Source organism: Bradyrhizobium sp. BR 1433, from assembly GCF_051547665.1.
GTDB lineage: Bacteria > Pseudomonadota > Alphaproteobacteria > Rhizobiales > Xanthobacteraceae > Bradyrhizobium > Bradyrhizobium australafricanum.
In genome coordinates, this window is the sequence record NZ_JBPUGG010000001.1 from 8,230,306 (window position 1) to 8,255,062 (window position 24,757).

The 24,757-nt window shown below is 65.2% G+C and carries 20 protein-coding genes and 5 pseudogenes; 16 read left to right on the top strand and 9 right to left on the bottom strand.

Annotated features, from left to right (window positions below):
- Positions 1–2: 2 nt before the first annotated feature.
- Both ACSKB9_RS39455 and cobJ read left to right on the top strand, forming a co-directional pair.
- A pseudogene (locus ACSKB9_RS39455) lies at positions 3–733 on the top strand (precorrin-2 C(20)-methyltransferase).
- Positions 730–1,466, top strand: a pseudogene (cobJ, locus tag ACSKB9_RS39460) (precorrin-3B C(17)-methyltransferase). The pseudogenes ACSKB9_RS39455 and cobJ overlap by 4 nt, the downstream one beginning before the upstream one ends.
- On the opposite strand, the gene ACSKB9_RS39465 reads toward cobJ, so the two are convergent.
- Positions 1,442–2,191, bottom strand: coding sequence for a cobalt-precorrin-6A reductase (locus ACSKB9_RS39465; RefSeq protein ID WP_438079693.1), 750 nt, complete (start codon positions 2,189–2,191; stop codon positions 1,442–1,444). The pseudogene cobJ and the gene ACSKB9_RS39465 overlap by 25 nt on opposite strands.
- On the opposite strand from ACSKB9_RS39465, the gene cbiE reads away from it, so the two are divergent.
- The 6 genes from cbiE to cobF are packed head-to-tail and all read left to right on the top strand — an operon-like array spanning position 2,190 to position 7,319.
- On the top strand, positions 2,190–3,371 hold the full coding sequence (gene cbiE, locus ACSKB9_RS39470; RefSeq protein ID WP_438079694.1) for a precorrin-6y C5,15-methyltransferase (decarboxylating) subunit CbiE: 1,182 nt from the start codon (positions 2,190–2,192) through the stop codon (positions 3,369–3,371). The genes ACSKB9_RS39465 and cbiE overlap by 2 nt on opposite strands.
- Positions 3,368–3,736 (top strand): cobalamin biosynthesis protein, encoded by a 369-nt coding sequence (locus ACSKB9_RS39475; RefSeq protein ID WP_438079695.1) that lies wholly within the window; start codon positions 3,368–3,370, stop codon positions 3,734–3,736. Before cbiE ends, ACSKB9_RS39475 begins: the two co-directional genes overlap by 4 nt.
- Positions 3,733–4,530 carry a precorrin-4 C(11)-methyltransferase gene (gene cobM / locus ACSKB9_RS39480; protein WP_438079696.1) on the top strand — a complete coding sequence of 266 codons (798 nt, stop codon included), beginning with the start codon at positions 3,733–3,735 and terminating at the stop codon, positions 4,528–4,530. The genes ACSKB9_RS39475 and cobM overlap by 4 nt, the downstream gene beginning before the upstream one ends.
- Positions 4,527–5,837, top strand: a complete 1,311-nt coding sequence (locus ACSKB9_RS39485; RefSeq protein WP_438079697.1) for a cobyrinate a,c-diamide synthase — start codon at positions 4,527–4,529, stop codon at positions 5,835–5,837. Before cobM ends, ACSKB9_RS39485 begins: the two co-directional genes overlap by 4 nt.
- A complete protein-coding gene (cobA, locus tag ACSKB9_RS39490; RefSeq protein WP_438079698.1) occupies positions 5,834–6,562 on the top strand; it encodes a uroporphyrinogen-III C-methyltransferase in 729 nt (242 codons plus the stop codon). The genes ACSKB9_RS39485 and cobA overlap by 4 nt, the downstream gene beginning before the upstream one ends.
- A gap of 7 nt (positions 6,563–6,569) precedes the next feature.
- The gene (cobF, locus tag ACSKB9_RS39495; protein WP_438079699.1) at positions 6,570–7,319 is read left to right on the top strand and encodes a precorrin-6A synthase (deacetylating); all 750 of its coding nucleotides are present in this window, start codon (positions 6,570–6,572) and stop codon (positions 7,317–7,319) included.
- A gap of 572 nt (positions 7,320–7,891) precedes the next feature.
- Here the strand turns inward: cobF and ACSKB9_RS39500 are convergent.
- The gene (locus ACSKB9_RS39500) at positions 7,892–8,398 is read right to left on the bottom strand and encodes a YkgB family protein (protein ID WP_438079700.1); all 507 of its coding nucleotides are present in this window, start codon (positions 8,396–8,398) and stop codon (positions 7,892–7,894) included.
- A gap of 36 nt (positions 8,399–8,434) precedes the next feature.
- Positions 8,435–8,971: a carboxymuconolactone decarboxylase family protein gene (locus tag ACSKB9_RS39505; RefSeq protein WP_438079701.1), complete on the bottom strand. Its 537-nt coding sequence runs from the start codon at positions 8,969–8,971 to the stop codon at positions 8,435–8,437.
- A 130-nt stretch (positions 8,972–9,101) separates the two neighbouring features.
- Between ACSKB9_RS39505 and ACSKB9_RS39510 the strand changes: the two genes are divergently transcribed.
- Entirely contained in the window at positions 9,102–10,097 is a 996-nt protein-coding gene (locus tag ACSKB9_RS39510) for an AraC family transcriptional regulator (protein WP_438079702.1), read from the top strand.
- Positions 10,098–10,151: 54 nt separating this feature from the next.
- On the opposite strand, the gene ACSKB9_RS39515 is transcribed toward ACSKB9_RS39510, so the two are convergent.
- The 4 genes and pseudogenes from ACSKB9_RS39515 to ACSKB9_RS39530 form a co-directional block, all read right to left on the bottom strand.
- Positions 10,152–10,823 (bottom strand): peroxiredoxin-like family protein, encoded by a 672-nt coding sequence (locus tag ACSKB9_RS39515; RefSeq protein ID WP_431016997.1) that lies wholly within the window; start codon positions 10,821–10,823, stop codon positions 10,152–10,154.
- Between the two features lie 164 nt (positions 10,824–10,987).
- Positions 10,988–11,795, bottom strand: a pseudogene (locus tag ACSKB9_RS39520) (LysR family transcriptional regulator).
- Positions 11,796–11,894: 99 nt separating this feature from the next.
- Positions 11,895–12,821 (bottom strand): response regulator, encoded by a 927-nt coding sequence (locus tag ACSKB9_RS39525; RefSeq protein ID WP_438079703.1) that lies wholly within the window; start codon positions 12,819–12,821, stop codon positions 11,895–11,897.
- Positions 12,811–16,179, bottom strand: a complete 3,369-nt coding sequence (locus ACSKB9_RS39530; protein ID WP_092080147.1) for a hybrid sensor histidine kinase/response regulator — start codon at positions 16,177–16,179, stop codon at positions 12,811–12,813. Before ACSKB9_RS39530 ends, ACSKB9_RS39525 begins: the two co-directional genes overlap by 11 nt.
- Before the next feature lie 169 nt (positions 16,180–16,348).
- Between ACSKB9_RS39530 and urtA the strand changes: the two genes are divergently transcribed.
- The 7 genes and pseudogenes from urtA (at position 16,349) to ACSKB9_RS39565 (ending at position 23,041) form a co-directional block, all read left to right on the top strand.
- Entirely contained in the window at positions 16,349–17,611 is a 1,263-nt protein-coding gene (gene urtA, locus ACSKB9_RS39535; protein WP_092079983.1) for an urea ABC transporter substrate-binding protein, read from the top strand.
- A gap of 171 nt (positions 17,612–17,782) precedes the next feature.
- Positions 17,783–18,710, top strand: a pseudogene (gene urtB, locus ACSKB9_RS39540) (urea ABC transporter permease subunit UrtB).
- 17 nt (positions 18,711–18,727) lie between these two features.
- Complete coding sequence (gene urtC, locus ACSKB9_RS39545; protein WP_438079704.1) at positions 18,728–19,864, top strand: urea ABC transporter permease subunit UrtC; 1,137 nt, start codon at positions 18,728–18,730, stop codon at positions 19,862–19,864.
- A gap of 12 nt (positions 19,865–19,876) precedes the next feature.
- The gene (gene urtD, locus ACSKB9_RS39550; RefSeq protein WP_438079705.1) at positions 19,877–20,632 is read left to right on the top strand and encodes an urea ABC transporter ATP-binding protein UrtD; all 756 of its coding nucleotides are present in this window, start codon (positions 19,877–19,879) and stop codon (positions 20,630–20,632) included.
- Positions 20,633–20,644: 12 nt separating this feature from the next.
- Positions 20,645–21,334, top strand: coding sequence for an urea ABC transporter ATP-binding subunit UrtE (gene urtE / locus ACSKB9_RS39555; protein WP_283062388.1), 690 nt, complete (start codon positions 20,645–20,647; stop codon positions 21,332–21,334).
- A 28-nt stretch (positions 21,335–21,362) separates the two neighbouring features.
- Positions 21,363–22,592, top strand: coding sequence for a formamidase (fmdA, locus tag ACSKB9_RS39560; RefSeq protein ID WP_438079706.1), 1,230 nt, complete (start codon positions 21,363–21,365; stop codon positions 22,590–22,592).
- Positions 22,593–22,693: 101 nt separating this feature from the next.
- On the top strand, positions 22,694–23,041 hold the full coding sequence (locus tag ACSKB9_RS39565) for an FmdB family zinc ribbon protein (RefSeq protein ID WP_438079707.1): 348 nt from the start codon (positions 22,694–22,696) through the stop codon (positions 23,039–23,041).
- A gap of 141 nt (positions 23,042–23,182) precedes the next feature.
- Here ACSKB9_RS39565 and ACSKB9_RS39570 read toward each other — a convergent pair whose 3' ends face one another.
- Both ACSKB9_RS39570 and ACSKB9_RS39575 read right to left on the bottom strand, forming a co-directional pair.
- Positions 23,183–23,968, bottom strand: a complete 786-nt coding sequence (locus tag ACSKB9_RS39570) for an ABC transporter ATP-binding protein (protein WP_438079708.1) — start codon at positions 23,966–23,968, stop codon at positions 23,183–23,185.
- Positions 23,965–24,739 (bottom strand): annotated as a pseudogene (locus ACSKB9_RS39575) (ABC transporter permease). The gene ACSKB9_RS39570 and the pseudogene ACSKB9_RS39575 overlap by 4 nt, the downstream one beginning before the upstream one ends.
- Positions 24,740–24,757 lie beyond the last annotated feature (18 nt).

Here is a 24,757-nt window from a genome sequence, read left to right on the forward strand (position 1 = left end):
CGATGGGACGTATCATCTGCTGCGGCCTCGGCCCAGGCGATCCGGACCTGATGAGCGTGCGCGCCGACCGCGTTGTGCGTGCCGCGAAGCACGTCGCCTATTTTCGCAAAAAGGGCCAGCCGGGGCAGGCGCGCCGCATTGTCGAAGGCTTGCTCGCCGCTGACGTCGACGAATATCCGATGGAATATCCGGTCACCACCGAGATCGCGTTCGACAGTCCGGACTATGCGCGGCTGCTTGCCGACTTCTATGACGAATGGGCCGAGCGCCTGGCGCGATTTGCGCGCGCGATCGACATCGTCGTGCTCTGCGAGGGCGATCCCTATTTCTATGGCTCGTTCATGCATCTGCATGCGCGGCTGCAGGGGCGTGTCGAGATCGAGGTGATCGCCGGCATTCCTGGCATGGTCGGCTGCTGGAATTTGGTGGAGCAGCCGATTGCGCTGGCCGACGATGTGACGACCGTTCTGATGGGGACGCTGCCGGAGGCGGAGCTCGCCGAGCGGATGCGCAACTCCGACGCGCTGGTCGTCATGAAGACCGGTCGCGATCTTCCGAGATTCGCCGCGCGCTGGCGTCCGCGGGGCGCCTCGATGATGCGTGGCTGGTCGAACGCGGCACCATGCCGGATCAGCGCGTCGCACTGCTTGCAGATGTCGGCGAGGCCGATTGTCCCTATTTTGCGATCGTGCTGGTGCACGGGCAGGGGCGGCGCAGGGAGGTCGCGCAATGACCGGCACGCTGACCATCGCGGGGCTCGGACCGGGCGCCGAGGCGCTGATCACGCCGGAGGTCGCTGCTGCGCTCGCGGCCGCGACCGACATCGTCGGCTATGCGCCCTGATGTGACGCGCGTGCCGCCGCGCGCCGGGCTCACGCTGCATCCCTCGGACAATCGCGTGGAGTTGCAGCGCGCCGCTGAACGCGCTGCGGCTCGCGTCGGAAGGAGGCCACGTCGTCGTGGTTTCCTCAGGCGATCCCGGCGTGTTTGCGATGGCATCGGCTGTGTTCGAAGCGCTGGAGGACGCGCCGCAATGGCACGACCTGCCGATTCGCGTTCTGCCCGGCGTGACGGCGATGCTGGCGGCGGCGGCAAGCGCCGGCGCGCCGCTCGGTCATGATTTCTGCGCGATCAATCTCTCCGACAATCTCAAGCCCTGGCCGCTGATCGAGAAACGCCTGCGGCTTGCGGCCGAAGCGGATTTCGCGATCGCGATGTACAATCCGCGCTCGGCCAGCCGGCCGGAAGGTTTTGGGCGCGCGCTCGAGATCTTGCGCGAGGCCGGCTGTGACGAGCGGATCGTGGTGTTCGCGCGCGCCGTCAGCACGCCCGAGCAGCGGATCGAGACGGTCGAACTGCGCGACGCAAGGCCAGACATGGCCGACATGCGGACGCTCGTGATCGTCGGCAATTCGGCGACACGGCGGGTCGGCCGCTGGGTCTATGCGCCGAGGCAGGTCCGATGACCGAGCCATTGCATCGCCTCGCTCACGCTTTCCACCCGCGGCCTCTCGGGCAGCAGTGGCCGCGTGATCATGATGACGGGAAGGCCGAGCACGCGGGCAGCGTCGATTTTGGCGCGCGCGCCGGCTCCGCCGGAGTTGCGGGCGACGATCCACTCGATGCGACGTGCGCGCAGCATCGCGAGTTCGCCCTCGAGCGTGAAGGGGCCGCGCGAGACGATGACGTCGGCATCGGGCAATGGCAGCGCTTGCTCGGGCGGGTCGACGAAACGCAACGTATAGGCATGCTGCGGCCGGTTGCCGAACGGCGCGATATGCTGGCGGCCGATCGCGAGGAACACGCTGGCGCGGCTGTCCGGCAAGGCCGCGGCTGCGGATACGACGTCCGCGACCTCGATCCAGCGATCGCCGGAGGTTTTGTCCCAGGGCGCGCGTTCGAGCGCGAGCAGCGGCGTTGCGGTCTGCGCGCACGCCGCGATGGCGTTGCGGCTCATCTCGGCCGCGAAGGGATGCGTCGCATCGACCACATGCGTGATGGCTTCGCGTTGCAGATAGTCGGCAAGACCGCTGACGCCGCCGAAACCACCGCTGCGGACCGGCAATGGCTGGTCAGCCGGCGCACGGGTGCGGCCGCCATAGGAATAGACCGCGTCGATCCCCGCGCTTGCGATCGCAGCGGCGAGCAGATTGGCATCGGCCGTTCCGCCCAGGATCAGGGCGCGCATCATGGATAATCCCTGGTTGACCATCATCGGCATCGGCGAAGATGGCCTTGCCGGCCTCTCCGATGCAAGCCGAAAGGCGCTCCGTGAAGCCGAAACGGTTTTCGGCGGCGAACGGCACCTCGCGCTCGCCGGCATCGCCGACCGCGGCCGTGCCTGGCCGGTGCCGTTCGATGCGAACATCGTGCTGAGCTGTCGCGGCCGTCCGACGGTGGTGCTCGCCTCGGGCGACCCGTTCTGGCATGGCGTCGGCGGAAGCCTTGTCGAGAAGCTGCAGGCCGGTGAGTGGGACGCGCACTCCGCGCCGTCGACGTTCTCACTGGCGGCGGCTCGTTTGGGCTGGCGTATCGAGGATACTGTCTGTCTCGGTCTTCATGCCGCGCCGTTCGAGCGGCTGTTGCCGCATCTGGCGCGCGATGCACGGATTATCTGCCTGCTGCGCGACGGCAAAGCGGCGTCCGACCTTGCGCGCTGGCTGACGGAGCGTGGTTGGGGGGCGTCGGCAATATGGACGCTTGCGGCGCTTGGCGGACCGCGTGAATCCATCACACAGCATCGCGCCGACTCGTATGCGGGTGATTCGGGCGAGAGCCTGGTCGCGATCGCGCTGGAGGCGCAGGGAGCGGAGGGAATCGCACGCAGCTCGGGTCTTGCCGATGCGCTTTTTGTGCATGACGGGCAACTGACAAAGCGGCCGGTCCGCGCGCTTGCGCTGTCGGCGCTGGCGCCGCGGCCCGGTGAGCGGCTGTGGGACGTCGGCGCGGGCTCGGGCTCGATCTCGATCGAGTGGGCGCTTTGTGGAGGGGTGGCGATCGCCGTCGAAGCCCGTAGCGAACGCGCCGCCAACATCCGCAGCAATGCGGCGAGCTTCGGCCTGACACACCGGATCACCGTCATCGAAGGCGAGGCGCCCGGCGCATTATCGGACCTCGCCGCGCCTGATGCCGTGTTCATCGGTGGCGGTCTCGACGCCGCGATGTTCGATGCGATCTGGTCGCGGATTGCGCCGGGAACGCGGTTGGTTGCACATGCGGTGACCCTGGAGACCGAGGCGCTGCTCTGCGATCTGCACCGGCGTCATGGCGGCGAGTTGATGCGCCTCGAGATCGCGCAGGCCGAGCCATTGGGCCGCTATCGCGCCTGGAAGGCCGCACGACCGATCGTGCAATGGAGCGCGCTCCGATGAAGGTCGCTGGTCTCGGATTCACGCGCAATGCCAGTGTCGCGTCCTTGCGCGACGCGCTCGACGCGGCCGGCGGGCCCAAAGGCCTTGCGGCCGTTGCGACGGTGAGTGACAAGGCCGACGCGGCGGCATTGAGAGACTTGGCGCGGGAACTCGGGCTGCCGGTCCGGAGCATTCCGGCCGGGATCCTGGCTGAGATAAGGACTGCAACGCAATCCGAGTTCATCAAGGCAAGATTCGGAACGGGCTCGGTCGCCGAGGCTGCGGCAATCGCTGCAGCAGGGCGCGGTGCGCGCCTGATCTCGGTCAGGGCCGCGTCACAGGATCGGATGGCCATCGCGGCGATCGCGGAAGGAGACGGCGAATGACGGTGCATTTCATCGGCGCAGGACCTGGCGCTGCCGATTTGCTGACCCTGCGCGGGCGCGATCTCATCGCCTGGTGCCCGGTTTGTCTCTATGCCGGATCGCTGGTGCCATCGGGTGTTCTGGCGCATTGTCCGCCGGATGCGCGCATCGTCAACACCGCGCCGCTGTCGCTCGACCAAATCATCGCCGAGATCGCTGCCGCGCATGCGGAGGGCAAGGACGTCGCGCGGCTGCATTCGGGCGATCTCTCGGTCTGGTCGGCGATGGGCGAGCAGCTGCGCCGGCTGCGCGCGTTGCAGATTCCGTATTCGGTCACGCCTGGGGTGCCGGCCTTCTCGGCGGCCGCGGCGGCGCTGGAGGCCGAGCTGACGCTGCCGGGCCTTGCGCAGTCGGTGGTGCTGACGCGCACGCCGGGCCGGGCGAGCGCGATGCCTGATGGCGAGACACTCGCAGCTTTTGCCGTGACCGGCGCGGTGCTGGCGATCCATCTTTCGATCCATCTGCTCGACAAGGTCATGGCCGAGCTCACGCCGCATTACGGCGCCGATTGCCCGGTTGCGATCGTCTGGCGCGCGAGCTGGCCGGACCAGCGCATCGTGCGCGCCACGCTGGCGACGCTCGATACCGCCGTCGGCCCCGAGCTCGAACGCACTGCGCTCATTCTGGTCGGCAAGACGCTCGGGGCGGACGAATTCGCCGAGAGCCGTCTCTATGCAGCCGACTACGACCGCCGCTACCGCCCGGTCGGGGCGGTGCCGCGTTTTCCGGAATCGTCGCCGGAGTCATCGCAATGACCGCGGGGCTCGTCATCTCTGCGCCGGCATCCGGTGTCGGCAAGACGACGCTGACCCTGGCGTTGGCGCGCGCCTATCGCAATCGCGGCGTGAGAGTGCAATGCCTCAAGAGCGGGCCTGACTACATCGATCCCGCCTTTCACGCGGTCGCCACCGGACGCGCGTCGGTCAACATCGATAGCTGGGCGATGGCGCGCGAAGCCATCGCGCATTTGGCAGGCCGTGGCGCGGATGCCGATCTCGTGCTGGCTGAAGGCTCGATGGGACTGTTCGACGGCGTCGCCGCGCGTGGCGTCTCGGGAACCGGCGCCACCGCCGACATCGCCGAGATGATGGGTTGGCCGGTGTTGCTGGTGATCGATCCCTCCGGTCAGGCACAGACCGCGGCGGCGGTGGCGGCGGGATTGCGTGATTTCCGCGCCGGCGTTCGGCTTGCGGGCGTCGTCCTCAATCGCGTCGCGAGTGCGCGGCATGAAGCCCTGGTGCGCAACGCGATGGCAGGCGCGGGCATCCCGGTGTTGGGGTCGCTGCCCCGCCACGCCGAGATCGCCTTGCCGAAGCGTCATCTCGGACTGGTGCAGGCCGAAGAGCAAGTGCAGATCGACGGCCTGATTGACGAAGCCGCACGCTTCGTCGCCGAGCATGTCGATCTCGACGCTGTGCTGCAATCGGCGCGCGCCTGGTCGCCGCAATCAGCCGTGCGCGGCCTGGACATCACGCCGCCCGGCCAGCGCATTGCGCTGGCGCGGGATGCTGCATTCTCGTTCGTCTATCCGCACATGCTGGAAGCCTGGCGCGCGGCCGGCGCAGAGATCGTGACGTTCTCGCCGCTTGCGGACGAAGGCCCCGACGCGGACGCCGACGTGTGCTGGCTGCCCGGCGGCTATCCCGAACTGCATGCCGGCCGACTTGCGGCCAACAGGCGATTTCTTGCGCAGCTCCGCGCCTTCGCCGAGACTAGGCCGGTGCATGGCGAATGCGGCGGCTACATGGTGCTGGGCGCCGCGCTGACCGACGCCGACGGCGTGCGCCACGAGATGGCGGGCCTGCTCGGCCTTGAGACGAGCTATGCCAAGCGCCGCATGCATCTGGGCTACCGGCTCGCCGAGCTTGCCGCACCGATGCCCGGCCACGGCCCAGGCGCACGGCTGCGCGGCCACGAGTTTCACTATTCGACGATCATCGCGCAGCCCGACACGCCGCTCGCGGTGGTGCGTGATGCGACCGGTACGATCGTTGCGGAGACCGGATCGCGGCGCGGCTGTGCGACGGGTACATTCTTCCATCTGATTGCGGAGGACCGGTGAGCGGATTCGTTTCCTTCGTCTCGGCCGGTCCCGGCGATCCCGAACTCCTGACCATGAAGGGAGCGGCTCGGCTGCGCGAGGCCGATGTGGTGCTCTATGACGATCTTGCCTCGGGCGCGATCCTCGATCTCGCGCGCGCCGGCGCCAACCTCGTCGCGGTCGGCAAGCGCGCCGGCCGCCTGTCGGCGAAGCAGCACCATGTCAGCCGGCTGCTGGTCGATTATGCCACCGCCGGCGTGCGGGTCGTGCGGCTGAAATCCGGCGACGCCGGTATTTTTGGACGGCTCGAGGAGGAGATCGAAGCGCTGCGCGCGGCCGGCATCGGCTACGAGATCATTCCCGGCGTGACCTCGGCGTCGGTTGCCGCCGCGCAGGCCGGCATTCCGCTGACGCGACGGCTGACCTCGCGTCGGGTCCAGTTTGTCACCGGCGCCGATGTGACGGGCGAATTGCCCGCGGACCTGAACTGGGCGGCGCTGGCCGATCCGGAAGCGACCACCGTCGTCTATATGGGGCGGCGGACCTTCCCGGCATTGGCCGCAAGGCTGATCGCGCACGGCCTCGCGCCCGACACGCCCGCACTGCTGGCGGAATCGCTCGGCCACGCCGACGAGCGGCTGCTTCGCACCACGATCGCAGCGCTGGCCGAACAGCTCACGCAGGCAGGCGCGGCCACGGCGGCTGCCGTCATTCTGTTCGGTACGCTGGCGCCGGAGCGAGGGTGACGCGGCCATGTTGACGCTGTCCCTGATCGGCATCGGTTGTGGTGATCCCCGCCAGCTCACTTTCGCTGCGACCGCCGCGATCAATGCCGCCGACCTGATCCTGATCCCGCGCAAGGGGACGGCGAAGTCGGATCTCGCCGAGTTGCGTCGCACCATCTGCGCGGAAGCGTTGAGCAACGACCGCACACGCATTGCCGAGTTCGACCTGCCGGTGCGTGACGCCGGTGAGGAGGACTATCGCAAGGGCGTGGACGATTGGCACGATGCGATCGCCGCGACGTGGTCGCAGGAAATCGCGCGCCATCTCGGCGGGGAGGGACGCGTCGCCCTGCTGATCTGGGGCGATCCCTCGCTCTACGATTCGAGCCTGCGGATTGCGCGCCGGCTCGATCCGTTGCCATCGATCGAGGTGATCCCGGGCATCACGTCGATCCAGGCGCTGTGCGCGGCGCATGCGCTGCCGCTCAATGAGATCGGCGAGCCGTTCCTCGTCACGACCGGCCGGTGGCTGCGCGAGGGCGGCTGGCCGCCCGGCGTCGACACCATTGTTGTGATGCTCGACGGCGGCGCTGCCTTCCAGACGCTGGATCCAGCCGGACTGCAAATCTGGTGGGGCGCCTATCTCGGCATGCCCGATCAGATCGTCTTGGCGGGGGAACTGGCAGAGGTGGGTCCTCGCATCGTCGCCGCGCGACGAGAGGCGCGTGCGCGGCACGGCTGGATCATGGACAGCTATGTCCTGAAGCGGAGATCGTGATCCAGATTTTGCTCCGGGGGCATTCCATGCAGCGGGGCCGCTAGGTCTTCAACCCGCGAATCGAGGGTTGGATCGTCAGGCGGTAAGCGACAAGCTTGTCGCCATCGAACTGCTCGAGGGTCGTCTCGCAAACCGGGCAGCGATACTCGCCCTTGCTTCCAGATCCGGACGCCAGCTCAAGGCGTCGGAATCCAGCCCCGCAACGCGGGCATGTGACGTCGTCCTTCTTCATCAACTCACCCCAGAACAACACCGGCGCTCCTTTTTAACGCAGACCGCGCGGCGGAACTATATTCATGGCCGGGGAGCTACCGCATCATTCGTGCATGGAAGCCGCGGTGCGTCGTCGAGCGGGCGACAGCGCAGCCGATCGCGCGGAGCGCGTGGCCGATTTTCAACGCGTTATGCAAGTTCGGCAATGGGTTATGGCTCGGCTCTTAAAGAGCATGGGCCGCCGGACCGTGCAGCAATAGTGACTGCCATGTCGTTGTGTTCGAGAGATGCTGCGTCTGCTCAATACCATGCGCGATCGCCGGCACGCCCGAGGCCCACCGGCGATCAATCGCGATCAGCTATTGCCTGATCAGACGGACCACGTCCTGTCGCAGCAGGTAGAGCGAGACGGCGAGCAGAACGACGTCCTTCATCAGGAACGGCACGTTGCCGGTCATCGCGGGGAAGCCACCGGCGGCAACGTCCCAGCCATCGGGCATGAACGGAATGATGGTGACCGTCGCGATGAAGGTGCCTGTCGAGCCGAGGGCGCCGAGCACGCCGAGCCGCTTGTCCCAGAAGCCCGCGAGCAGCAGCGAACCGAACGTCCACTCCGATGCGCCGAGGAAGTAGCTGGCGCCGGCGTGGCCGAACGCTGGGTACAGCCACCAGATCAGCGGCCCGTTGCTGATGAACGGGACCAGCCGTTCGAACTCGTACGGAAACCACTTCTGGTAACCGAAGAACAGGAACATGATCACCATCGCGGCCCGGACGACGTGATAGTCGAGATCCTCCGTCAGCAGGCCGGACCTGTCGAGCGCGCGGACAAGCGGACTTTGTGTGGTGTTGGCAAGCGTGGTCATGGTCGTGATCCCTTCGCGTGACATCGCCCGGTCGCTTCACGCGACTGCCGGGAAGTCGATGTCGGTGTCGTTGATGCGGTTGAAGACGTTGGTGAAGATTGTGGTCGCAAACGCCAGGCTGATCTCGACCAGCTGCGCGTCGCTGTAGCCGGCGGCCTTGATCGCGGCGAAATCCTGATCGCTGACGGTGCCGCTCGACTGCGCGAGCTTGCGGACGAAATGCACGAGCGCATCGCGCCGGGCGTCACCGGTCGGCGCGCCGTTGCGGATCTGCTTGAGCACATCGGCATTCACGCCGGCGAGCCTGGCGAGATGCGAATGCGCGGCGACACAATAATCGCAGCCGCCGGCTGCGCTGATCACGAGCTTGACGACCTCGAGGTCGCGCCGGGGCAGGCTGCCGCCGGTCAGCACGGCATCGGCCGCGAGGATCGACTTGAGCGCGGCCGGACCGTGGGCCGCAATCGCCGCGTAGGTGTTCGGGACGGCGCCGATCGCCTTCTTGATCTGGGCGTAGATCTGGCCCGACGGGCCGGTATCGGTTTCGAGATTGGGGGTTGAGAGACGAGACATGGTGGCACTCCTTGTTCGGGGTGGTGAACGATTGCGGAGTGACAATAGGATCGAGATTTGAGACATTGAATGTTCATATTGCTCGTTTATATGCTCCATCGTCTCATGAACTGCTTCGGGGGGAATGGCTATGGATTGGCTGAGCCGGCTGTTCGAGATGATGCCGGTGCGCGGGCGGCTCGACCTGCGCTGCAGCTACAGCGTGCCCTGGCGTATCGAGCAGGGCCCGGGTGTAACCAGCGAGATCCCCTATCATGCGGTGCTTGCCGGCTCGGCGATCCTGGACGACGCCGCGGGCGGACGGCCGTTGCTGCTGAAGGCCGGCGACATCCTCCTGCTTCCCGGCAACCCGCGACACGTGATGCACGATGGCAGCGGGGCGACACCGCTGCCGGCGCGCAACCGGGCGGCGGAGAATTTCACGATCAGCGAAAACCTCGGATCGGACGAACGGCTTGACCTGTTGTGCGGGCACTTCGCGATTGCACCGCCACACGACCGTCTGTTGCGCGGTTATCTTCCGCCGCGCCTTGTCGTGCATGCCGGCACGCGTGCGGGAAAGGGAACGGCTGCACAGCTCGCCGGGCTCGTGTCGCTGATGCGCAGCGAAACGGCCGACGATCATCTGGGCGGCCACGCCATGCTGAATGCGCTGTCCACGGCAATGTTCGCGCTTGTGCTGCGGCTTGCCAGCGAGACCGATGCAACGTCACGGGGACTTCTCGCCCTGGTCGGCGATCCCAGGCTCGCGCCGGCCGTGGCCGCCATGTTCAAGGAGCCCGCGCGTGCGTGGTCGCTGCCGGAGCTCGCACGGCTTTGCAACATGTCGCGCGCCACGCTGGCGCGGCAGTTCCAGGACAAGCTCGGGCGATCGGCCAGCGATCTGCTCACCGATATCAGGATGACACTTGCGGCGAACGAGTTGAAGGGATCATCGCTTTCGACGGGCGCCGTGGCAGAGATGGTCGGGTATCAATCGGAGGCTGCCTTTCAGCGCGCCTTCAAGAGCCACATGGGCGTGACGCCGGCGCAGTGGCGAAAGACGCAGCACTCCGGGGTGGATATGTTGGCCGGCGCCGGCCCGCCCGCCGATCCGGAGGGGAGTACGCCAGCCGCACATGCCTAGCCTGCGAGAGGAAAGCGGCCGATGGTCACTCGCCACCGGCCAGTCTGCGCGCTGTCATGCTTTCACGGTCGCCTGCTGGAGGACAGCGATCATGTCCTCGGGCTCGGGTCGCCGGGTATAGTCGGGGTTGACTTCGGAGTAGAGGATCACGCCGTCTCGTCCGATGACGTAGCGGGCCGGCATCGGCAGCGTCCAGCTCGGATCGTCGTTGAACGTCGGCAGATCGTTCTTCAGCTGCTTGTAGAGCTCGACCAGATAGTCGGGTAGGTGGAAGCGCAGTCCGAAGGCCTCGCCGACCTGACCGTTCACGTCGGACAGGATCGGGAAGGAGAGCTTGTTCTGGCGCACCGACTTGCGGCTGTTCGGCGCGGTCTGCGGCGAGATCGCGACCAGCGCGGCGCCGTATCTGTCGAATTCCGGCTTGGCCGCCTCGAGCGCCTGCAGCTCCATGTTGCAATACGGGCACCAGACGCCGCGGTAGAAGCTGAGCACCAGCGGGCCGCGCTTCAACAGATCGGTCGAGTTGACGATGTTGCCCTCGGGATCGCGGAGCGAGAAGGCGGGGGCGACATCGCCAGCCTTCCTGGCGCGCTGGGCGGCGCCGGATGCGATCAGCTCCGCGGTGGCGCGGTGCATGATATCGATGACTGGTCGCGGAACGTTGTAGGGCGGCTTTCCGGCTTCGAAATCGGCCTTGAAAGCGTTGAGCCTGGCTTGCAGCGACATGACGGTTCTCCTCGGTTTCTGCGCGGTGGACGGCGGCGCCGTCCGGTTTGTTGAACTCACACGCTGCAAGCTAAAGGAGGTGGCCACGCCGGGTAGCGCTGCCGTCGGACTAGCGCTTATTCCTGTTGGGAATAAGCATCCACCGTTTCAAGCGGCCGATGACGTCATGCATTGAAGCTGCGCTCGAAGAAGCTCACGAATGCGCGTGCCTTGGCGGTCGCTGCACGTCCGGTCGGAAGCACGGCCCAGAGATCGAGGGCTGGGAGGTTCCATTCCGGCAGGACCGCGCGCACGGCGCCCGATTTGAGCTCCGGGGTGAACATCCATTCCGATGCGATCGTGAGCCCGGCATCGGCGAGCACCGCAGCACGGACGCCTTCGGCTGCGGTCACCCGCAACCGGCTCCGCACGGTGACGGCCAGTTCGGTACTGTCACGTTGAAACGACCACACGCTGCCCTCGCGAAGATAGACGACGGCTTGGTGCTGGCTCAATTCGCTCGGTGTCGACGGCGTGCCGGCGCGGTCGAAATAGGCAGGCGTGCCCAGCACGAAGCGCTGGCATCGCGCGATACGGCGCACCGTTAGCGTCGAATCCGTCATCTTACCCATCCGCAGCGCGACATCGATGCCCTCCTGGACGAGGTCGATCTGACGGTCATCGAGCACGACCTCGAGGTCCAGCTCGGGATGCTGCGCGAGAAACCTCGGCAGCATCGGAATGAGATGGATGCGTGCGAAGGTGACGGCCGCACAGACCCGCAATCGGCCCTTGAGGCCGGCCCCGGCGCCACGCGCCGCCAGTTCGGCTATGGGTCGAGCGGGTCAGCAGCTTGACCCCGAGAAATTCCTCGAGCTGCGCGACCGATTTCGAAACCGCTGGCTGGCCCACGCGAAGCTGCCGCGCTGCGCCGGAGAACGAGCCGGTCTCGACCACCCGCACGAATGTCTCCATCGCCGCCAGACGATCCATGCCTATTCTCCGCCGGAATGAACGTGTCAGCCCATCCTGTCACGGTCTGGGGCGACTGGCCATGTCAGGACGCGTCCCCGGGGCAGTGGAGGCCGCAGGCTAGGACTTGCGATGCCTCGCGTTGACCGCGATCGCGGCGGCGGCGGTGCGGTTCTCGACGCCGAGCTTGGCGTAGATCTGCTCGAGGTGCTTGTCGACGGTGCGCGGGCTGAGGCCGAGGATCTGCGCGATGTCGCGGTTGGTCTTGCCCTTGGAGAGCCAGGACAGCACCTCGCCCTCGCGGGTGGTCAGGCCGAGCTCGCTGGAGAACTCGGCCGGCATGTCGCCGCTGGTGTCCTTGGCGAGCCGCAGCAGGAATTCGTTGGGTCCGAGTTTGCCCATATATTGCAGCCGAAGCTGCTCGTTGCCGGGGAACGACGCCATGGTCACGGTCTTCGATCCGGTCTTGCCTTTCTGCGCCTGTTCGAGCCATTGCGGCATCGGATCCGGCAGCACGAAATTGTCGGCGGCGTCGGCGAGCGTATCCGACAGCAGTCGCTGTGCCTGCGGCGTCGCCCACAGCAGCGCGCCGGCGCTGTTCACGGCGAGCAGATAGCGGCCGGAGACGTCGAGCGCCGCGCGGGCGCTTTGCGTCATCCGCGCATTGGCGAGATGGACCCGGATGCGCGCCAGCATCTCCTCGACTACGATCGGCTTCGTCACATAGTCGACGCCGCCGGCCTCCAGCCCGCGCACGATGTGCTCGGTTTCGGCGAGACCCGTCATGAAGATGATCGGCACGCCGTCGAGCCCGGCATCGCGCTTCAGCCGCTTGCAAGTCTCGAAACCGTCCATGCCGGGCATCACGGCATCGAGCAGCACGATATCGGGCGTGATCTGTTCGACGATGCGCATCGCGGAGGCACCGTCAAGCGCGACCATCACGGTCATGCCGGCGCCGTCGAGCGCGTCGGTGAGCAGGCGCAACGTCTCGGGTGAGTTGTCGACGACGAGCGCGACGTCGCGCTTCTTCTGTTCAATGGTCATAGCTGTGCAATGTCTTCAACGTCGCCATATATTGATCGAGATCGAACCGGTCGATCAGCGTGCGCATCTGGCCGACGAAATCGGCATGTTCGGGACACTCATTGCCGATCTCGTCGAGCTTGAGCTGGATCGCCCTGACATAGCCGAGCTGGCCGAGGCTGATCAGCTCTTCGACATATTTCACCGGCGGCCGCGAACCGCTCTCGGGCTTCCATTGCGGAGGCGGGGCCGGCTCGGCCTCATACTGCCACTCGATCTTGAGCAACTGGCGGATGGTCTCGAGCAGCCGCGGGATGTCGATCGGCTTCATCAGGTACCCGTCATGGAATGGCTGCGCGAGCGGCGCGCCATGGGCCTCCAGCGCGCTGGCCGAGATCATCAGGATGCGTGCCTGGTGATGGCCTTCGGAGCGCAGGGTTTCGGCGACCGTCCAGCCGTCCATGCCCGCCATCGAGATGTCGAGCAGGAACAGGTCCGGCCGGCAATGCTGCGCGAGGGCAAGACAGCCCGGCCCGTCCGGCGCGCTGAGCAGGATGAAGCCGAGCGGCGTCAGGATCTCGCGCAACAGGTCGCGGTGGGTCGGGTCGTCGTCGGTTATCAGGATGGTCTTGCGCGGACCGTGATAGCCGTACACGGGAGCATCGACCGGCGCATCGCGCCGCGGATTGGTGACCTCCGACAGCAGCAGCTTGACGCGGAAGGTGCTGCCGGTGCCGACCGTGCTCAGGACCTTGATGTCGCCGCCCATCACGCCCGCGAGCAGGCGGCTGATGGTCAGGCCAAGCCCGGTGCCGGTCTGCGGCTGGGTGACGCCGAGCGCACCGCGCTCGAACGGCGCGAAGATCCGCTCGAGGTCGTCGGGCTGGATGCCCGGCCCGGTATCGATCACCTCGAACTCTGCGACCGGGCTGCGGTAATGCACCACGAACTGGACCTGGCCGGATTGCGTGAACTTGATCGCGTTCGACAGCAGGTTGATCAGGATCTGACGCAGCCGCTTCTCGTCGGCATAGACCACGACGGGCAGCACGGCAGGCCGTTTGAACACGAAGTCGATGCCTTTTGCTGCGGCTTGCAGGCGGAACATGCCGACCAGTTGCTCGAGGAAATCGTTCAGCCGCACTTCGTCGCGCGACAAATAGAGGCGGCCGGCCTCGATCTTGGAGATATCGAGGATGCCGTCGATCAGCCCCGACAGATGATCGGCGCTGCGGCGGACCACGCGCACTTGCTCGCGCGGCCGCACCTGCAGGCTATCGTCCTGCTCCAGCAATTGCGCGTAGCCGGAGATCGCATTCAGCGGCGAGCGAAGCTCGTGGCTGAGGCCCACGACGTACCGGCTCTTGGCGAGATTGGCCGATTCCGCGACCTCCTTGGCGCGCTGCAGTTCGGCATCGGTGCGTTTGTGGGCGTCGATCTCCTGGATCAGCAGCGTGGTCTGCCGCCGCGTTTCGGCTTCCGCGGCGCGCCGGCTCTGTTGCGCCAGCACGAACAGCCAGGCGACGACGCCGATGATCAGGGTCAGCGCAAAGAACACCTTCCAGAGCACGTCGGCCAGCAATTCGTTGGCATGCACGGCTGCCGTGGTCTGCAGGTAGATCAGGCCGAGCACCAGCGCCACGAGGCCGGCCGAGACGGCGAACACGCCGAGATAATGTCCAAGCTGTGAATTGATGCGGGCGTAGATCGGCTGCGGCATCACCTTGCCCAGCGCGTCCGAGACCTGTGCGCCGATCCGGCCATGCGGTTTGCAGAGGTCATGGCAGCGTGCGTCGAGCGAGCAGCACAGCGAGCAGATCGGGCCGGCATAGGCGGGGCAGGAAGCCATGTCCTCGGGCTCGAACGCATGCTCGCAGATACAGCACTGGATCGATTCAATGTTCTGCCAGCTGCGCTTCGGCTTGCGGGCGATGTAGTACTTGCCGTCGGTGGCCCAGGCGATCAGGGGAGCCGTGACGAACGCGACCGCAAGCGCAACGAAGGCCGACAGCGCCTTCGCGGTCGGGCCGAACAGGCCGTAGAACGCGCTGATCGAGACCACGGTGGCGATCGTCATCGCGCCGACGCCGACCGGATTGATATCGCAGAGATGGGCGCGCTTGAACTCGATGTGCTGCGGCCGCAGGCCGAGCGGCTTGTTGACGACGAGATCGGCCACCAGCGCGCCGACCCAGGCGATCGCGACGTTAGAGTAGAGCGCGAGCGTCTGCTCCAACGCCTTGTAGACGCCGATCTCCATCAGCAGCAGCGCGACCACGACGTTGAACACCAGCCACACCACGCGGCCGGGATGCGAATGGGTGAGGCGGGAGAAGAAGTTCGACCAGGCGATCGAGCCGGCATAGGCGTTGGTGACGTTGATCTTGACCTGCGACAGGATCACGAACGTCCCGGTCAGCGCCATTGCCAGATCCGGCTGCGACAGCACGTAGCGGAACGCTTCGAGATACATGTTGGCCGGCTCGGCCGCGTGCTCGGCCGAGACGCCGTGGCTGAGCGCGAAGAAGGCGAGGAACGAGCCGGCCAGCAGCTTGAGCGCGCCGAGCACGATCCAGCCGGGACCGGCGCTCAGCAGCGCGATCCACCAGGCCTTGCGCGAGGTGCGGCGGTCGCGCGGCAGAAAGCGCAGGAAGTCGACCTGCTCGCCGATCTGCGCCACCAGCGCGAACACGACGGAGGCGGCGGTGCCGAACAGCAGCAGGTCGAGATTCCCTGCGGGATCGCCGTGATCGCCGGCGAATTTGCGCCACTCGGTGAAGGAATGCGGATTGGCCCAGGCGATCGCCGCGAACGGCATGATGTGGAGGATGATCCACAGCGGCTGGGTCCAGAGCTGGAAGCGGCTGATCAGCGTGATGCCGTAGATAACCAGCGGAATGATCACGACTGCGCTGATCAAATAGCCGATCGGCCGCGGGATGCCGAAGCACATGTCGAGCGCGCTGGCCAGGATCACCGCCTCGATCGCGAAGAAGATGAAGGTGAAGGAGGCGTAGATCAGCGAGGTGATGGTCGAGCCGATATAGCCGAAGCCGGCGCCGCGGGTCAGCAGGTCGATGTCGATGCCGCTTTTCGCGGCATGGTAGGCGATCGGCAGCCCGCAGAGGAAGATGATGACGCTGACGACCAAGATCGCGGCGGAGGCATTCATCGCGCCATAGTTCAGCGTGATGGTGCCGCCGATCGCCTCCAGCGCGAGGAAGGAGATCGCGCCGAGCGCGGTGTTGGCGACGCGGGCGGCGGACCAGCGCCGCGCGCTCTTGGCGGTGAAGCGCAGCGCGTAGTCTTCCAGCGTCTGGTTGGCGACCCATTGATTGTACTGGCGCCTGACGCGGTCTATCCGCTGCCGCCCTGCCACTCGTTTGAACTCCTGGTCCACGATGCGCTGATCGCGGGCAAATCCCGTACCAAAAACCTACGTCGCTATTTTGCGGTGCAGTATACGCGATCTCACGTATCAGTGCGCTGCACAAAAGTGAGCAATCCTCGCCTGATCAATAAGCGTTCTCGAACCAGATGGGGTGCTCATGTCAGACGAACCAAAACCAGGCCTGAAGTCTCCGCTCCGGCGCAAGCTCTTGATGGGAATGGCGGCATTGCCGGCCGTTTCGATGCTGGGCCGTCCGGCATTTGCCGACGTTCCTGCAACCTCTGCGGTCAACACCACGGGTCTTGCAGTCACCGATAGCGAAGTCACGGTCGGCATCCTGCATTCCGTCACCGGCACCATGGCGATCTCCGAGACCGGGTCGGTCGAGGCCGAGAAGCTCGCGATCGAGCAGATCAATGCCGCCGGCGGCGTGCTCGGCCGCAAGATCAAGTTCATCCAGGAGGACGGCGCCAGCGACTGGCCGACCTTCGCGGAAAAGGCCAAGAAGCTGCTGGTCAACGACAAATGCGCGGCCGTGATGGGCTGCTGGACCTCGGCCTCGCGCAAGGCGGTGCTGCCGGTGTTCGAGCAGTACAACGGCATGCTGTACTACCCGACCTTCTATGAAGGCCTCGAGCAGTCCAAGAACGTGATCTACACCGGGCAAGAGGCGACCCAGCAGATCATCGCCGGACTCGACTGGGTCAACAAGACCAAGGGCGCCAAGAGCTTCTACCTGCTCGGCTCGGACTACATCTGGCCGCGCACCTCGAACAAGATCGCGCGCAAGCACATCGAGAACCATCTGCAGGGCTGCAAGGTGGTCGGCGAGGAATACTTCCCGCTCGGCTCGACCCAGTTCAACTCGGTCATCAACAAGATCAAGCTGACCAAGCCGGACGTGATCTACGCGATCATTGTCGGCGGCTCCAACGTCGCATTCTACAAGCAGCTCAAGGCGGCCGGCATCGACCTGTCCAAGCAGACGCTGCTCACGATCTCGGTCACCGAGGACGAGATCGACGGTATCGGCGGCGAGAACATCGCCGGCGCCTATGCCTGCATGAAGTACTTCCAGTCGCTCGACAACCCGAACAACAAGGCCTTCGTGCCCGCCTTCAAGAAGATGTGGGGTGAGAAGACCGTGATCGGCGACGTCACGCAGGCCGCCTATCTCGGCCCGTGGCTGTGGAAATTGACGGTGGAGAAGGCGCAGAGCTTCGACATCGACAAGATCGCGGCGGCTTCCCCTGGCGTCGAGTTCAAGGGCGCGCCCGAAGGCTACGTCCGGATCCACGAGAACCATCACCTCTGGTCGAAGACCCGCGTCGGACGCGCCAAGGCCGATGGCCAGTATGAGCTGATCTACGAGACCGCCGATCTCGTCGAGCCGGATCCGTTCCCCAAGGGCTACCAGTGAGCCAGTAGCCCGCATGAGCGGGGCGATATGCGGGACCGTCCCGGGTATCGCACCCGCTCACCCGGGCTACGAAGCTCCACAACGCATCGTGGCGTGGACGTCATCGTCCACGCTACGGAACGAGCGTCGCTTGACCGGCGGCGCGTGCCCCTTGGAATGACGGAGGACCAGATGTTCGGCGACTATTCGATCAGCGATCTCGGCGCCATCCTTGCGATGCAGGGATTTGCCGGGCTCATCCTGTTCTCCGTCTATGTGCTGATGGCGCTGGGGCTTGCCATCATCTTCGGCCAGATGGGCGTCATCAACATGGCCCATGGCGAGTTCATGATCCTGGGGGCGTACGTCACCTGGATGACGTCGAACGCCGTGCAGCACGTCGCGCCCTGGCTGTTCCCCGGTTACTTCTTCATCGCAATGATCCTCGCGTTCATTGCGTCAGGCGCGCTCGGCATGCTGGTCGAGTGGGCGCTGATACGCCATCTCTACAAGCGTCCGCTCGACACGCTGCTGGCGACCTGGGGCCTCAGCCTGATCCTGCAACAGGCCTATCGTTCGGTCTTCGGCGCGCGCGAGGTCGGCGTCGAACTGCCGGAATGGATGATGGGCTCCTGGCAGGTGACCGACTCCATCCAGATTCCGATCAACGGCATGTTCGTGATGGCGCTGACCATCCTGATCACGATCGCGGTCGCCTATGTGCTGTTCTGGTCAAGCTGGGGCAAGCAGGTACGCGCCGTGGTGCAGAACCGCGTGATGGCGGGCGCCGTCGGCATCAATACCGAGAAGGTCGATCGTTACACCTTTGGCCTCGGCTGCGGCATCGCCGGGATCGCCGGCTCGGCCTTCACCATGATTGGCTCAACCGGGCCGACCGCCGGCCAGCTTTACATCGTCGACACCTTCCTGGTGGTCGTGTTCGGCGGCGCCGCCTCGCTGTTCGGCACCATCGCCTCCGCCTTCTCGATCTCGCAGACCCAGATCGACGCTGGAATTCTTCCTGTCGGGATCGATGGCTAAGGTGATCACGCTGCTGACGATCGTCGCGATCCTGATGGTGCGTCCGCAGGGGCTCTTCGCGCTCAAGGTCCGCAAATAAGAACAAGCAGGCTGGTCATGATCATCAACTCGCGCTTTCTCAATCGCTCTGAACTGCTCGGCTTCCTTGCGCTCGCGGTGCTGTTGTTTCTCGTCCTGCCGCTGTCGCTGGATATCTTCCGCCTCAACCTCGTTGCCAAATATCTGACCTACGCCTTCGTCGGGATCGGCCTCGTGCTGTGCTGGGGCTATGGCGGCATCCTGAGCCTGGGGCAGGGCGTGTTCTTCGGCCTCGGCGGCTACTGCATGGCGATGTACCTCAAGCTCGAGGCGTCGTCGGTCGCGAACACCAAGATCCAGTCGACGCCGGGCATCCCCGACTTCATGGACTGGAACCAGCTCACCTCGCTGCCTTTCTTCTGGAAGCCGTTCCACAGCTTCCCGGTCACGCTGCTTGCGATCTTGCTGGTTCCCGCGGTCTTCGCGCTGATCATCGGTGCCGCGATGTTCAAGCGTCGGGTCGGCGGCGTGTACTTTGCCATCATCACGCAAGCGATCGCCGCGATCCTCACTATTCTGATTGTCGGGCAGCAAGGCTACACCGGTGGCATCAACGGCATTACCGACTTACGCACGCTGCACGGCTGGGACATCCGCACCGATCACGCCAAGTTCATTCTGTATTTCGTCGAGGTTGTGCTGCTGTTCGGCTGCATCTGCGTCGCGCAGTTCATCCGCCTGACAAAACTCGGGCGCATTCTGGTGGCAATGCGGGAGCAGGAGGATCGCGTGCGCTTCTCCGGTTACAGCGTCGCCAACTTCAAGATCTTCGCATTCTGCGCCGCGGCGGTGTTCGCTGCGATCGGCGGCGCCATGTTCACGCTCGAGGTCGGCTTCATGTCGCCATCCTTCGTCGGCATCGTTCCGTCGATCGAGATGGTGATCTACACCGCGGTCGGCGGCCGGATGTCGATCTTCGGCGCGGTCTGGGGTGCGCTGCTGGTCAATTTCGCCAAGACCAGCCTCTCCGAGTCCTTTCCGCAGCTCTGGCTGTTCGGCCTCGGTGCGCTGTTCATCGCGGTCGTGCTCGCTTTCCCGAACGGGCTGTCCGGCATCTGGGCGGACCACGTCCAGCCGCGCATCGATCGCCTGCTGGCATCACGCAAATCGAAATCGGCGGCCGGCCTGATCGCCGACGGCGCACCGGCCGAGTGAGGAGGGATCATCATGCTCGTCGGCCATCAGCCCAAGGACTTCCTGCTCGCGGTCTCCGGCCTCACTGTGTCCTTTGACGGCTTCAAGGCCGTTAACGATCTCTCCTTCTATGTCGAGGAGAACGAGATCCGCGTCATCATCGGCCCGAACGGCGCCGGCAAGACCACGGTGCTCGACCTGATCTGCGGCAAGACCAGGGCGACGTCAGGCTCGATCCAGTTCCGCGGCCAGGAGCTGACCAGGTTGCGCGAGAACGAGATCGTGCAGGCCGGGGTGGGACGCAAGTTCCAGACGCCGTCGGTGTTCGAGGATCTCACCGTGTTCGAGAACCTCGAGATTTCCTTTCCGCGCGGCCGCACCGTGTTCGGCTCGCTGACCTTCCAGCGCGACGACACGGTCGAGCAGCGGGTCGAGGAGGTCGCCGAGATGATCTTCTTGAAGGACAAGCTCAACACCTATGCCGACCAGTTGAGCCATGGCCAGAAGCAGTGGCTCGAGATCGGCATGCTGCTGATCCAGGATCCGGACCTCTTGATGCTCGACGAGCCGGTCGCCGGCATGAGCGTGTCCGAGCGCGCCAAGACGGCCGAGCTGCTCAACCGCATCATCAAGGACCGTTCGGTGCTGGTGATCGAGCACGACATGAAGTTCGTCGAGGACATCGCGCACAAGGTCACGGTGCTGCACCAGGGACAGATCCTGTCCGAGGGAACGATGGAGCACGTCAAGAACGATCCGAAAGTCATCGAAGTGTATTTGGGCCACTGAGGAACCGGGACGATGCTGGCAATCAATGATCTTCACGTCGCCTATGGCCAGAGCGAGGTGCTGCACGGCCTCAACGTCTCGGTCGCGCCCAACGAGATCGTCGCGATCATGGGCCGCAACGGCATGGGCAAGACCACGCTGATGAAGTCGCTGATGGGCATCCTGCCGGCCAAGAGCGGCAAGGTGACCATGGACGGCGCCGAGCTCGGCGCGATGAAGAGCTACGAGCGGGTGGCGAAGGGCCTCGCTTACGTGCCGCAGGGCCGCATGATCTTCTCCACCATGACCGTCAAGGAGAACATCGAGACCGGGCTCGTGGTGTCAGGCGGCTCCGAGGTGCCGGGCGATATCTACGAACTGTTTCCGGTGCTGCTCGAGATGAAGGGGCGCCGCGGCGGCAATCTCTCGGGCGGGCAACAGCAGCAGCTCGCGATTGCCCGGGCGCTGGCGACCAAGCCAAAGGTGTTGCTGCTGGACGAGCCGACCGAAGGCATCCAGCCGTCGATCATCAAGGACATGGCGCGCACCTTGAAGCGGATCCGCGATGAGCGGGGACTGTCGATCGTCGTCTCCGAGCAGGTGCTGAGCTTCGCCCTCGATATCGCCGATCGCGTGCTCGTCATCGAGAACGGCGAGATCGTCCGCGACGATCCGCGCGCCAGCGTCGATGCCGCGCAGATCTCGAAATATCTGTCTGTGTAACCACCAGTAAACGAAGGGGAGCAATGCGATGCCAGATACACTGATCAAGGTCGATCTCAGCAAGTCGGCCTATGAAAACGACAAGATCCATAACCGCTGGCATCCGGAGGTTCCGATCGTCGAGTGGGTCAGCCCCGGCGACGACTTCATCATCGAGACCGTCGACTGGACCGGCGGCTTCATCAAGAACAACGATTCAGCCGACGACGTGCGCGATATCGATCTGTCGATCGTGCACTTCCTGTCCGGCCCGATCGGCGTCAAGGGCGCCGAGCCCGGCGATCTCCTCGTCGTCGACCTGCTCGACGTTGGTCCGTTGAAGGAGAGCCTGTGGGGCTTCAACGGCTTCTTCTCCAAGCAGAATGGCGGCGGCTTCCTCACCGACCATTTCCCGTTGGCGCAGAAGTCGATCTGGGACATCAAGGGCCTCTACACCTCGTCGCGCCACGTCCCCGGCGTGAACTTCGCCGGCTTGATCCATCCCGGCCTGATCGGCTGTCTGCCCGACGCCAAGATGCTTGCCGCATGGAACGCGCGCGAAGCCGAACTGATCGCGACCAACCCGACCCGCGTGCCGGGCCTCGCCAACCCGCCGTTCGCGCCGACCGCCCATGCGGGCCAGGCCAAGGGCGACGTCAAGGCCAAGATCGGCCTCGAGGGCGCCCGCACCGTGCCGCCGCGCGAGCATGGCGGCAATTGCGACATCAAGGATCTGTCGCGCGGCTCGAAGATCTACTTCCCGGTTTATGTGTCGGGCGGCGGGCTCTCGATGGGCGATCTGCATTTCAGCCAGGGCGACGGCGAGATCACCTTCTGCGGCGCCATCGAGATGGCCGGCTGGCTGCACATCAAGGTCGACGTCATCAAGGACGGCGTCTCGAAATACGGCATCAAGAACCCCGTGTTCAAGCCGTCGCCGATCACGCCGAACTACAAGGACTATCTGATCTTCGAGGGCATCTCGGTCGACGAGGCGGGCAAGCAGCATTATCTCGATGTCCACATCGCCTATCGCCAGGCTTGCCTCAACGCGATCGAGTATCTGAAGAAGTTCGGCTACTCCGGCGCCCAGGCCTATTCGATCCTCGGCACCGCGCCGTGCCAGGGCCACATCTCCGGCGTCGTCGACGTGCCGAATGCCTGCGCCACGCTGTGGCTGCCGACGGAGATCTTCGACTTCGACGTCATGCCGTCGTCGGCGGGACCGATCAAGCACATCAAGGGCGACGTGCAGATGCCGATCTCACCGGACAAGTGATCCTTTAGGTGATCCCTGCGCGAAGGGTGCGGGACGGCTGCGTATCGGCCGCCCCGCATCCATCGCCGGATGTCACGCACGACTGCGCAAGGATTAAGGAAATGCCGATCTACGAATATCTCTGCAACGACTGCGGCCCGTTCACCGACATGCGGCCGATGGTGGAATGCGACCTGCCGCAGGACTGCCCGCAATGCGAGGCGACGTCGCCGCGCGTGATCCTCACCGCGCCGGCGTTCTTCTGCATGCCCTCCGACAAGCGCAAGGCGCACGCCACCAACGAGCAGAGCCGGCACGCACCGAAGACGCTCGATCAGTACAAGGCCGCGCATGGGCCAGGCTGCAGCTGCTGCTCCACCGGAAGGAAGAAGCCGGCGCGACTGATGACCAAGACCAAGAGCGGCGCCAAGGGCTTTCCGACCGCACGGCCCTGGATGATCAGCCACTGACGGCGTGGCCAATCGCTTTCGTCAAATTGGCGCTGCTTCGTCATGGCCGGGTTTGTCCCGGCCATCCACGTCTTTCTTGCCCGATTGAAGCAAAGACGTGGATGCCCGGCACAAGGCCGGGCATGACGGAGAAACAGGCTCTCAGGCTTGTTCGGCGACCTTCAGGGCCTCGGTGCGGATCTCCTCAACCAGTCGCTCCTTGAGGGCGACGAATTCGGGCGTGGTCTTGATCTTGTAGGAGCGGGGATGCGGCAGGTCGACCGCGATCTCCGCCTTGATGCGGCCGGGCCGCGCGCTCATGACGATGACGCGGCTGCCGAGGAAGATCGCTTCCTCGATGTCGTGGGTGACGAACAGCACCGTTTTCTGGTCGCGCTCCCAGATCCCCAGCAGCATCTCCTGCATCAGCGCGCGCGTCTGGTTGTCCAGCGCGCCGAACGGCTCGTCGAGCAGCAGGATCTTCGGATCGTTGGCCAGCGCACGGGCAATCGCGGTGCGCTGCTGCATGCCGCCCGACAGCTGCTTGGGCCAGTGATTTTCGAAGCCCGACAGCCCGACCCGACGAATGAACGCATCGGCGATCTCATGGCGCTCCGCTTGCGACACGCCGCGCTCACGCAGGCCGAAGGCGATATTCTCCCGCACCGTCAGCCACGGAAACAATGTGTAGGACTGAAACACCATGCCGCGATCGGCGCCGGGGCCGGTGACCTCGCGCCCGTCGAGCGTGACGCGCCCGCTGGTCGGCCGGTCGAGCCCGGCGATGATCCGGAGCAAAGTGGACTTTCCACATCCGGAGGGGCCGAGGATGGTGACGAAGTCGTTGTCGCCGACGTCGAGCGTGGTCGGCTCGAGCGCTCTCGTCGGCGCGTTGCCGGCGCGGGCGGGGAAGGTTCGCGAGACCTGATCGATCTTGAGCGCGGTCATGCGAGCTTCCACGGGAACAGCCAGGCGTTGAACGCCTTGAACAGGAAATCGGAGATCAGGCCGATCAGCCCGATCACGATGATGCCGAAGATGATCTGGCCGGTGTTCGAGCAACGCCTGGCTATCGGTGATCATGTGCCCGATGCCCGACGATGAGCCGATCAATTCGGCCACGATGACGTAGGTCCAGGCCCAGCCCAGCACCAGCCTGAGGATTTCAGCGATCTCGGGCGCAGCGGAAGGCAGCAGCACGCGGCGGATGATGCCGCGGTCGCGGGCGCCGAGCGTGTAGGCGGCCTCCACCAGGTCGCGCCGTGTGGCACCGACGGTGATGGCGACCATCAGGATGATCTGAAATACTGCGCCGATGAAGATCACAAGCAGCTTCTGCAACTCACCGATGCCCGCCCACAGGATCAGCAGCGGGATGAAGGCGGATGCCGGCAGATAGCGCGCAAAGGACACGAATGGCTCGAGAAAGGCCTCGATTGGCTTGTAGGCTCCCATCAAAACGCCGAGCGGCACCGCGATGACGGCCGCAAGCACAAACCCGCCGATCACGCGCCAGATCGTCATCCCGATGTCGAACAGAAAGCCCTGCTTGGCGAGCAGCTCATAGCCCTCCTGCACCATGGTGAGCGGGTTGGCGAGAAAGGTCTTCGACACGTGGCCGCCGAACGTCGCCCAGGACCAGAGGGCGACGAACAGCACGAAGAAGGCGAGGCCATAGGCCACGCGCTGCTTCGATGTCGTGGGCTCGAGAGGACGCATCAAATGATCCGGGAGTAG